This is a genomic window from Alkalihalobacterium chitinilyticum, assembly GCF_029028005.1.
Classification (GTDB): Bacteria; Bacillota; Bacilli; order Bacillales; family Bacillaceae_F; genus Alkalihalobacterium; species Alkalihalobacterium chitinilyticum.
The window spans coordinates 22,347-32,275 of record NZ_JAOTPO010000030.1 but is presented as its reverse complement, the minus strand read 5'-3'; the positions used below and the strand labels follow the sequence as shown (position 1 = coordinate 32,275).

Here is a 9,929-nt window from a genome sequence, read left to right as displayed (position 1 = left end):
TGCCTTCATGTAGCCTTTATTCTCAAAACTCATTCCATTTATCCGTCATAGTTCTTACTAGTGGTTTGAAATCCTGCGAATAAGCGAGTATTTAAGAGATATATTAATCTAACAGAGGGAGTACAACGATACTGCGCATTAACACAAAATCTATTTGTAGTAACTTTGCGATACTTATGTGGCCTTTAGTGGACAATAAAGCTAGAACGGACAGGTACTAACCTGTCCGTTCTTCTATGCTAATTATAATTTTGACTTGTAGAGGATATGAATACAAAATACAATGTTAACTAGCTTGTAATTACTACTCATCCAGCGCATTACCTAGAAATATAAATAACGTTTTAAAGGAAATGAAACACAATCACTGCCTACTAATCCGCTGTACCACCGTCTCAATGTCAAACACTCGTTTATTCAAAGCGGCCGTCTTATCATCGACATGGTGAGCAATTTCCTCTGTATAAGTACCTAGGCTATCAACTAAGTTTTGGCTTAATTTCTCAACTGGTTGTTTTTGTAATGCTCAATCCGAGTACAGCAAATGCTGAAGAAGACGATACTACAACTAAAAGATGTATTAAATTCGCGCAAAAGTGGGGATGTGGCTCCCTTGAAATCGTTAACTTATTTGCTTACCGAGCAACCAAATACGAGGAATTAAAATACTTACCCAAAGCAGATGCGATCGGGCCGGAAAATGAAAAATACCTTACTCGTGCACTTGATTCGGCATCATTGATTGTCATTGCGTGGGGTGAAAATTGCACCATTCATCAACGACACAAGGACATTCCAAACCTTTTTGCGGGTTACGATTTGTATTGTTTAGGACAAACGAAACAAGGTTTCCCACGCCACCCGTTATATATAAGTTACGATGAAGAGCTTAAGAGTATTATTTAATTGAAGAAGATTTGATTTGCAGTCGTGAAACGGTGGTAAAATTTAATCATATGACTCTCATGAGGTGAGAAGTAGTGGAAGAACAACAAATCACAAAAGAAGATGCTCTATTTTATTTAGAAATGATTGGAATGAGAAATAGCCATTCTTATCAGCGAATAACTAGACGCAGACGACCTTGCTATCAATTGTTTAAAAGAAGAGAAACGGAAGAATATAAGAGATTTATAAATGTATATCACCATTTCAAAGAAATTTTAACTGAAAGACAAATAGGAGTTTTAGACTTAGTATACGGAGTTACAGGAGAAGTTCTTACATATAGTCAAATTGCAAAACCACTAGGCATTACTAGCTCAGGTGTTGGGAAAATACGCCTAGATGCTGAGTATCGTCTAAAAAGACAAATTGGATATTTTGTAAGAGAGAAAGAACTAAGTAGTCCACTATAAAAAGTTCTTTTTGGTTTACCAGACGAAGTATTAGTTGAGGTCGGCCAAGCCACTCGATCCTGGGATCCGATCATTCAATATTACTTTGATGAAACGCAGCTTAGATATTATAAAAAACGGAAGAAGTTAGTAGATGCCCTAGATAGTATGTTGAATATCAATGCATTAGATCATTGCGAGAAGGCAGTTGCTATACTTAATATGGATATGGATGATTAGAAGTGTAAAAAAATAAATACTAGAATAGTTTTTACATTGTCAGTAAAAAGAGCATGTATCTTTACTATAAGATACATGCTCAGTTCTTTTTTTAGCTAAAAATAATTACTTTTGTTTTCCTTGAGCCTTGGCGCCCGGAAGTCGATGTGTTTTCAGTTCATCCCAGATAACTTGAGAGCCGTTAATGTGGTGAGATACTAGACCGATATCTTTAATTTCAGCGTATTGTGGTCCACTTGGCCAAGTGTGACCCGTGCCTTCCATTTTGTAGAGGATTACTTGAGTGCCGTGTTTGCCGCCACTATAAACTTCTCTACGGATTTTGGTTGGGTCTCCTGGTTCGGTTTGAGGTAAGTAGGTAACCCTAGGTTTCTTAACCGTGTTGTTTGCTTTGACCCAATAATCGATAGTAGCATCTGTACTTAGAAGGTAATTTTGAACACCGTCATAAGGAACGATAGGGTCTTCAACACCCATGAAAAGTACTACGGTAACAGGCCCTTTTGGAGTTTGTTGGGCTATCGGAAATGCTAGAGGACCTGTTACTGCACCAATACCTGCAATACGATCGGATAATTCTACAGCTAAGCGATTGGCAAATATAGATCCGTTAGACATACCGCTTGCATAGATACGACTCGGATCGATGTTATATTTTCCTTCGAAATAGTCTATAAGCGCATCAGTAAAGGCAACATCATCTACGCCAGCATTGAATTGAGGCGTATCAATTCTTCCATCGTTCCACTGAAAACGATGACCTAGAAGTGTTTCGTGACCTAATGCTGTGCTATTTGGAAAAGCCACGATAAATCCTTCTTTTTCTGCAACTGCTTCAAATCCGGATAAAAATCTTTGTCCCTCAGCATTACTACCTCTTCCGTGGAAAGAGATCATTAGAGGAACGGATTTCTTTTCATTATAAGAACTTGGTATATAATAATCGAAGGTTCTGGTGTAACCATCGAAATCAAAAGACCCACTATGATCAGGAGGGCCTATTTGCTGTTGCTGTGCAGTAACGCTAGTAGCTAATGACATAACCATCAGAATGAACAGTAGCATTACTAAAGGTAATCTTTTAAAACTAGTCATTTCATCACTCCTTGTATTAAATTTCTTAATATTCAAAATATTAACATTGCTAGAGTGATTATACTATAATAATCGTTCGTAAAATTACGACAGAATTTATTATTCTTTTAATACCTCGATATTAAAAGCTATAGGTAGTTAAAAAATTTAATAATAATCAAAAAGGCTTAAAGAAAATAGTTTTCTTTAAGCCTGTATATATGATCATGCAATAAACCATCGTAAGTACCCCCTAGTTTCACTCCAATGTCATCTTTTCGTTCCTTTTTTTAATTATTCCGATCATCTTACCTGTTAGGTCAACTTTCACATCTGTTGATTTACCAACGATGGAGTCCTTTTATTAATTTATCCTTTACTAATAATTAGCATTTTTCAAAACTAGCTTAATACTAGTTTTACAATTCATTTATACACTAGGTGTTGTAGTTAAGACTACAAATTGATTGATTTTGAAAGAAGTCAATCACACAAAAGGGAGGGATTAAATGTTAGGTGAAGTAAAAGTGATTGGTTTTGATCTTGGCTATACTCTAGCTTTTAACCATCGTGAAGATACGTACTTAGCATTTGCAAAAGAAAACAAAACCGAGTTAAGACGAAGAGAAGTAGAAATAGCTTTTCATTTAGCTGATAAAACATTTATGCGTCAGTATCCAGGAGCGCTAGGGAAACGGGCTGAAACGTACTTTCCATGGTATTTAGGTGTGGTTAATTATCACCTTCAATGCAGATTTGATATTGAGAGACAGTATGAGTTTTTCAAGAGCCAGCGCAAAGGTTGGTCACCTTTTCCGTGGAGCCAAACTGTACTAGAAGAATTACAAAACAAAGGATACCGACTCGCCTTGCTGTCCAATTGGGATGAAAGCTGTAGGGATGTTCTTAGTCAATTAAGCTTAGATCGTTATTTTGAAGAAATCATCGTTTCTTCAGAACAAGGAATTGAAAAACCGGACCCTCGCATCTTTACAAGTTTAATAGAGAAGATGAATTGCAAACCGGAGGAGCTGCTTTATGTTGGTGATAATTACTACGATGATGTAGTCGGTTCAAAAAAGATTGGTGCTCAATCTATCTTAATTAATCGCTTCGGTCGTCTGGGTATTGAGGAATTAGGTTCTATACCCGTAATTGAAAAGACAGACTCGCTCGTTAGCTTACTGCAAGAAGGTGAAATACTTCATGACATTAGTTATTCAAGGTGAACAAACGGATAAGACACTAGAAGAACGAATTGATCGACAGTATAAAAAGCTAAGTCCATCGCAAAAAAAGGCAGCTGAATGGATGAGGAGAAATCTTCAACAAACGGCATTATCAACAGCAAAAAAAGTGGGCGAGGAGGCATTGGTCAGTGAAGCGACCGTCCACCGTTTGGTCCATGTTTTGGGCTATAAAGGGTTTCAAGATATGAAAAGTCACCTGCAAGAAAGCTTTATTACAGATCGAACCGTTTTACGTTTTGAATATGCCAATGAGACCACGAATGACCTATCGTGGATTCAACAGGCTGTTCAATTGGAATGTGTCAACTTAAGAGGATCTTTTACTAGTGAGTTAGAAGAAGCGATCCAGCAAGCAGCAACATGTATCATAAATTCTAAAAAACGTTATGTTGTAGGTTGGCGTGCTGGTTTATCCGTCTCCACATCCTTAAGCTATTTACTCAACCTCATATTAGGTGATACGCAACTTCTTCCTGCTGGTGGGGAACTTAGTGAAAAGTTAGCCTACATAACTGAAGAGGATCTTATTATTGCCGTCGGGTTTCCACGTTATTGTAAGGTAACGTGGCAAGCTGTTGAGCAAGCAAAGGAAAATGGTGCAACAAGTATTGTTTTTACCGATACTCCAATTTCACCGTTCTATCCAATAGCAGATGTTGCCCTATTAGCGAATACTCAATCGATTGGTTTCTTCGACTCTTATGTTACGCCATTATTAGTAAGCCAATTATTAATTCAAGAAATCGGCCGTCAAGCTCCAGAACAAGTAAAAAGTAATTTGAAAAAGCAAGAAGAGCTCTTTAGAAAATGGTGTGTCATTTAATCAAAAATATTGAGGAGGCTTTATATATGAAACGTAAAAATTCTTTTTTTCTAGCATGTCTGGTTACTTTACTAAGTTTGGTTTTATTTGCTTGTAATGCGAGTGAGTCATCGACTGAAACAGAACAGTCAAGTGAAAATAAAGACACGGAACTTTCAACAGAAGAAGCAAACAACGAAGAGGACCATCATTTAGTTTATGCCATTGCTAATGATGTAGACGGACTGGATCCGCACCGGACCGTATCAGCCTCTACTTTCCAAGTGTCCAACAATATTTTTGATACGTTAATCGGAGTAACTCCTGATGGGGAACTTATTCCAAGATTATCAACGAGCTGGAACTTTAGCGAAGATGGATTAGAGTGGACTTTTACCATCAAAGAAGGGGTTACGTTTCATAATGGAGAGTCCCTTTCGGCTAGCGATGTCGTTTACTCGTTTGAGCGACTTTTAAGTGAAGAAAGCCCAAGGGCAAATGATTATGCCAATATTGAAGAAGTGAGCAAAGAAGATGAGCAAACGGTTAAATTTACGCTGACGAATCAAGATGCTACATTCGTTTCCTCATTAGCTATGCCTTGGACGGCAGTTGTACCAGAGGGGGCTGGTGAAGAATTAAAAAGCACACCAATCGGATCTGGACCCTATCAACTTGAGAAGTGGAATCCTCAGCAAGCTGTAGTGTTAACGAGATTTGATGGTTACCATGGTGAGAAAAAGCCGCAAATTCAAAAGGTAACAATGGAAATCATTCCTGAAACTTCAACTCTATTAGCAAATCTAGAAGCAGGACAAATTGATATCGGTGGAATTGGTGGAGAAAATGTAGACCAGATTGAGAGAAATGCAAACCTGGAGGTATTTATGTCTCCACAAAATAATGTTCAAGTTTTAGCCATGAACAATGAACGTGAACCGTTAAATGATATTCGTGTCAGACAAGCCATCTCTTTAGCGATTAATAAAGAAGAAGTCATTACTTGTGCAAACTGGGGATTTGGTGAAGAGATTGGAAGCCATATGGCACCAACGAGCCCTTATTTCATCGACTTAAAGAATGTTTTATCTAACAATGTAGAAGAAGCGAAACAGTTACTAGAAGAAGCAGGATATTCTGACGGGTTCACTGTATCATTAGCTCTTCCTGAAACGTTTCGAATTCATGTCGATGCTGGTCAAATCATTGCGGATCAATTAAAACAAATTGGAATTGATGCAAAAATTGAAATGGTAGAGTGGGGAAGTTGGTTAGAAAACGTGTATACGAACAGAGAATACGATATGACGATTATCGCTCATACTGGAAGACTAGACCCAGATGCGATGTTAGCTAGATACCAAATCGAGTCAGGAGAAAACTACTTTAACTATGTGAATGAAGAAGTAGATTCAGCAATCAAAACAGCAAAGACCGTTCAAGATGAGCAAGAAAGAAAGAGTCATTATGACTTCGTTCAACAAACACTAGCAACAGAAGTGCCCGCTGTTTATATTCAAGCTCCATACACGTTAATGGCAGTTAAGTCTGAAGTCAAAGGACTAGAAGTATTTCCAATTGACATTATTGAATTGAAAAATATCTACTTTGAAAAATAGATGAAAAAGGAAGGTTTTCCATGGTTTTTTACATTCTAAGACGATTAAGCTCTTCCTTCATATTAATCTTTATTGTTTCACTCATTACGTTTATGGTTCTTATGTGGTTACCTGGGGATGCTGTGCATGTCATGTTAGGAACGGAGGCTTCTCACGATACAGCTGAGAAGCTCCGGGCCCACTTAGGTCTTGATCGCCCTTGGTATTTACAGTATGGTGAATGGTTAATCAACATGTTCCAAGGTGACTTTGGTAACTCGATGTTATATGGTCAGCCCGTTCAAGAGTTAATTCTTGAAAGACTTTGGATTAGTCTATCGCTTGCTTTCTATGCTTTTATTCTAACACTCATTTTTGCGTTTCCTTTAGGTGTGTTAGCAGCAGTAAAAAAGAATAGTATTGTCGATCGCCTGATACAAGGAAGTGTTCAAGTAGGTTTGGCGGTACCAGCCTTTTGGTTTGCGATCCTGCTTGTATTAGTGTTTGCAGTCTACTTTCCTATTTTTCCGCCAAGTGGATATGTACCTATTTCAGAAGGTATTGGACCACACTTGAAATCAGTCCTCTTACCCTCTATATCGCTGGCTATCGTGGAAGCAGCTGTTTTAATCCGTATGATCCGCGGGTCACTACTATCGGTCTTAAAAGAAGATTATATTACGTTTGCTAGAACAAAAGGTTTATCTCCTTTCCAGATCTATTTTAAATATGCGTTGAAAAAAGGAATGATCGGACCACTGACCTTAATGGGGATGCAAGTGATGAGCCTAGTGTCTGGAGTCATCATCATTGAAAATATCTTTGCGATCCCAGGGCTGGGAAGACTTTTATTAATTGCTGTTCAACAGCGGGATTTAATGCTTATTCAAGGGCTGGTTGTGGTGATGTCTATGATTGTCATTATCGTAAATTTAGTGGTCGACTTACTTTATTCGTATATGGACCCTCGAATTAAGTTACACGCTGTAAAGGAGGGACAATAAGGTGCGGTCATTTGTATTCGGTTTAAGTTTATTTCTTGTACTCGTATGTATGGCGGTTCTATCACAGTTACCGTTTGTACCTGATCCTAATGCAATGAATATCTCTAATCGTTTTGATAGTCCATCCATGACACATTGGCTCGGTACAGACCAATTTGGACGAGATATTTTTAGTAGAATCCTTCATGCTTCAGGTATTGCGTTAGCTGTAAGTGTTGGGGCTGTATCGATCGGCATGATCATCGGGTGTTTGTTAGGGGCTATTGCCGGAAGTACAAAAGGTATCGTCAGTACACTCATCATGAGAACGATGGATGGCATGTTCTCTTTTCCTAATTTATTACTGGCTTTAACAATAGTCGTGGCCTTAGGTGTAGGAGCCATCAATGCCCTAATCGCCATAGCTTTGTTTAATATTCCGCTCTTTGCCAGACTGATGTATGGATTTATTCTAGAAGCGAATGAATATGGTCATGTAAAAGCAGCGAGAACTTATGGTGCGAGTAGAAAGCGGATTTTATTCATTCATATGATCCCATCAGCGCTGCCGAGGATCGTCATCCAAGTGACGACGAGTATGGGTGGAGCTATTTTAGCTGAAGCGGCTTTGTCATTTTTAGGTTTAGGCGTACAACCACCTCACCCGAGTTGGGGGAATATGTTGAGTGAGTCTCAAAGTTTCCTCTCCATGGCACCGTGGTATCCTGTGATTTCAGGCGTGGCGATATTAATTGCTGTTATGGGCTTTAACTTAATGGGAGATGGATTACGAGAAATGGAAGGGGATGCCAGTTAATGTTGGAGCTTAAAGATGTATCCGTTGATCTTAAACGTAATAACCAGTCCGTTACAATTGTTGAATCCGTAAACTTTGAATTGCAACGTGGCGAAATCTTAGGAATGATCGGTGAGTCAGGTTCTGGAAAATCAATGACGGCTAAAGCAATACTAGATATCCTACCATCCCAAGCATTTGTCTCACAAGGGGACATTTTATTTGAAGGAAAATCCTTATTAAATCTGACTAAAAATGAATGGCGACGTTGGTACGGAAAAGAAATATCAGTGATCATGCAAAATACGACCGAGAATTTAAACCCTGTCATGAAAATAGGCCCTCAAATGCTCGATACGTACTTGGTTCATCACAAGGTTTCAAAGAAAAAAGGGAAAGAACGGGTAGTCGAAGTCTTAGATCAAGTCGGCATTAGGGACGCAGCGAAAGTATTTGATAGTTACCCTCATGAGTTAAGTGGTGGGATGAAACAACGAGTAATGATAGGAATTGCGATTATTAATCATCCAAAAGTGATTATTGCAGATGAGCCAACGACGGCTCTGGATGCTACGATTTGTAAACAGATTTTAGATCTATTGTTGAAGCTAAGAGATGAGTTAGGAATTGCCATCTTGTTTATCAGTCATGATATCCATGTCATAGAATACATATCCGATTCTCTTTTTGTTTTATATGGTGGCCTCCCGCTGGAAAAAGGACCAAGTCAAGCTGTTTTATCATCACCATTGCATCCTTATACTGAAGCTTTATTACATGCTGTACCAAGTGTGAAGGAAAAGAAATCGGTTCAAGGCATTCCAGGAAAGGTCCCGACGTTTGAAGAAAGAGGAACGGGGTGTATTTATAGGGAAAGGTGTCATTATGCAGTTGAAGCATGTCACTTATTACAACCCTCTATGTACATCCATGAGGAGTTAGAAAAGAGAAGGTGTGCTTGTCATGCTCCTTTAATTCACCGTGAAATGCAAAAAGAAACGGAGAGATTTGCATGATTTACACAGTCTCAAACGAAGACCGCGAATACGAACGGAAGCCTCTTATTCGAATTAATGGATTAGAAAAGAGTTACCCGCTGCCTAGAAAAAGTTTATTTCAAAAAAAGTCCCATGCAACGATATTAAACAATATAAATTTAGAAATTAATACAAATGAAACAGTGGCTTTAGTGGGAGAGAGTGGAAGCGGCAAAACCACGTTAGGTGAATGTATTGGAGGTTTGCGTTCCATTCCTGATTCAACCGTTTATTTCAACGGGAAATGTATAAACGATTTGAAGAACGAGGAAAGAACGTATTTCCGAAAATCGGTCCAGTTTGTTTTTCAAAACCCTCATAGTTCAGTAAATCCGAGGATGACCGTATATGACATATTAAGAGAACCGATCAAGATCCACAAGCTAACGAAGACAAAAAAAGAAGAACAAGAAATGATCATACAGCTGCTAGAAGATGTCGGTTTACCGTCTTCACTCTCACACTCAAAAGCCAAAAATTTAAGTGGAGGGCAGTGTCAACGTCTTGCTATTGCAAGAGCCATTTCGTTGAAACCACCTTTAATTATTTGTGATGAGGCCGTATCAGCTCTAGATGTTTCCGTACAAGCCACCATTATTCAGTTACTTCAATCGCTTCAGAAAAAGTATGGATTATCCTACTTATTTATTTCACATGACTTAGGAGTTGTTCGTTCGATAGCCGATCGTGTGGTTGTTTTAAAAAACGGTGAGATCGTGGAAGAGCAACGAAGTGAGGAGTTATTTAATCAACCGAAACATAGCTATACGAAAGAGTTATTATCTTCCGTGCTATAACTAGAAGGAAAGAAA

10 protein-coding genes are annotated in these 9,929 nt (G+C 38.5%); 9 read left to right on the top strand and 1 reads right to left on the bottom strand.

Translation table 11 applies throughout. The annotated features are described in order from the left end of the window. Positions 1-459: 459 nt before the first annotated feature. Positions 460-906 carry a DUF1643 domain-containing protein gene (locus N7Z68_RS23505; protein WP_308447248.1) on the top strand — a complete coding sequence of 149 codons (447 nt, stop codon included), beginning with the start codon at positions 460-462 and terminating at the stop codon, positions 904-906. A 74-nt stretch (positions 907-980) separates the two neighbouring features. Then, entirely contained in the window at positions 981-1,358 is a 378-nt protein-coding gene (locus tag N7Z68_RS23500) for a hypothetical protein (protein ID WP_275120866.1), read from the top strand. A gap of 324 nt (positions 1,359-1,682) precedes the next feature. On the opposite strand, the gene N7Z68_RS23495 is transcribed toward N7Z68_RS23500, so the two are convergent. Next, the gene (locus tag N7Z68_RS23495) at positions 1,683-2,642 is read right to left on the bottom strand and encodes a CE1 family esterase (protein WP_275120865.1); all 960 of its coding nucleotides are present in this window, start codon (positions 2,640-2,642) and stop codon (positions 1,683-1,685) included. Positions 2,643-3,160: 518 nt separating this feature from the next. Between N7Z68_RS23495 and N7Z68_RS23490 the strand changes: the two genes are divergently transcribed. The 7 genes from N7Z68_RS23490 to N7Z68_RS23460 are packed head-to-tail and all read left to right on the top strand — an operon-like array spanning position 3,161 to position 9,914. Continuing rightward, positions 3,161-3,880, top strand: coding sequence for an HAD family hydrolase (locus N7Z68_RS23490; RefSeq protein WP_275120864.1), 720 nt, complete (start codon positions 3,161-3,163; stop codon positions 3,878-3,880). Further along, entirely contained in the window at positions 3,858-4,724 is an 867-nt protein-coding gene (locus N7Z68_RS23485; protein WP_275120863.1) for a MurR/RpiR family transcriptional regulator, read from the top strand. Before N7Z68_RS23490 ends, N7Z68_RS23485 begins: the two co-directional genes overlap by 23 nt. A 26-nt stretch (positions 4,725-4,750) precedes the next feature. After that, positions 4,751-6,322: an ABC transporter substrate-binding protein gene (locus tag N7Z68_RS23480; protein ID WP_275120862.1), complete on the top strand. Its 1,572-nt coding sequence runs from the start codon at positions 4,751-4,753 to the stop codon at positions 6,320-6,322. Positions 6,323-6,342: 20 nt separating this feature from the next. Continuing rightward, positions 6,343-7,305 carry an ABC transporter permease gene (locus N7Z68_RS23475; RefSeq protein ID WP_275120861.1) on the top strand — a complete coding sequence of 321 codons (963 nt, stop codon included), beginning with the start codon at positions 6,343-6,345 and terminating at the stop codon, positions 7,303-7,305. Position 7,306: 1 nt separating this feature from the next. Next, positions 7,307-8,101 carry an ABC transporter permease gene (locus N7Z68_RS23470; RefSeq protein WP_275120860.1) on the top strand — a complete coding sequence of 265 codons (795 nt, stop codon included), beginning with the start codon at positions 7,307-7,309 and terminating at the stop codon, positions 8,099-8,101. After that, positions 8,101-9,096 carry an ABC transporter ATP-binding protein gene (locus tag N7Z68_RS23465; RefSeq protein WP_275120859.1) on the top strand — a complete coding sequence of 332 codons (996 nt, stop codon included), beginning with the start codon at positions 8,101-8,103 and terminating at the stop codon, positions 9,094-9,096. The genes N7Z68_RS23470 and N7Z68_RS23465 overlap by 1 nt, the downstream gene beginning before the upstream one ends. Continuing rightward, positions 9,093-9,914 (top strand): ABC transporter ATP-binding protein, encoded by an 822-nt coding sequence (locus N7Z68_RS23460; protein ID WP_275120858.1) that lies wholly within the window; start codon positions 9,093-9,095, stop codon positions 9,912-9,914. Before N7Z68_RS23465 ends, N7Z68_RS23460 begins: the two co-directional genes overlap by 4 nt. The last annotated feature ends 15 nt before the right edge of the window (positions 9,915-9,929 follow it).

Bases quoted from the DNA above. Each gene is read 5' to 3' on its own strand.
- N7Z68_RS23495 (WP_275120865.1), bottom strand. From the start codon at position 2,642: ATGCTACTGTTCATTCTGATGGTTATGTCATTAGCTACTAGCGTTACT.
- N7Z68_RS23490 (WP_275120864.1), top strand. From the start codon at position 3,161: ATGTTAGGTGAAGTAAAAGTGATTGGTTTTGATCTTGGCTATACTCTA.
- N7Z68_RS23465 (WP_275120859.1), top strand. From the start codon at position 8,101: ATGTTGGAGCTTAAAGATGTATCCGTTGATCTTAAACGTAATAACCAG.
- N7Z68_RS23475 (WP_275120861.1), top strand. From the start codon at position 6,343: ATGGTTTTTTACATTCTAAGACGATTAAGCTCTTCCTTCATATTAATC.
- N7Z68_RS23460 (WP_275120858.1), top strand. From the start codon at position 9,093: ATGATTTACACAGTCTCAAACGAAGACCGCGAATACGAACGGAAGCCT.
- N7Z68_RS23480 (WP_275120862.1), top strand. From the start codon at position 4,751: ATGAAACGTAAAAATTCTTTTTTTCTAGCATGTCTGGTTACTTTACTA.
- N7Z68_RS23485 (WP_275120863.1), top strand. From the start codon at position 3,858: ATGACATTAGTTATTCAAGGTGAACAAACGGATAAGACACTAGAAGAA.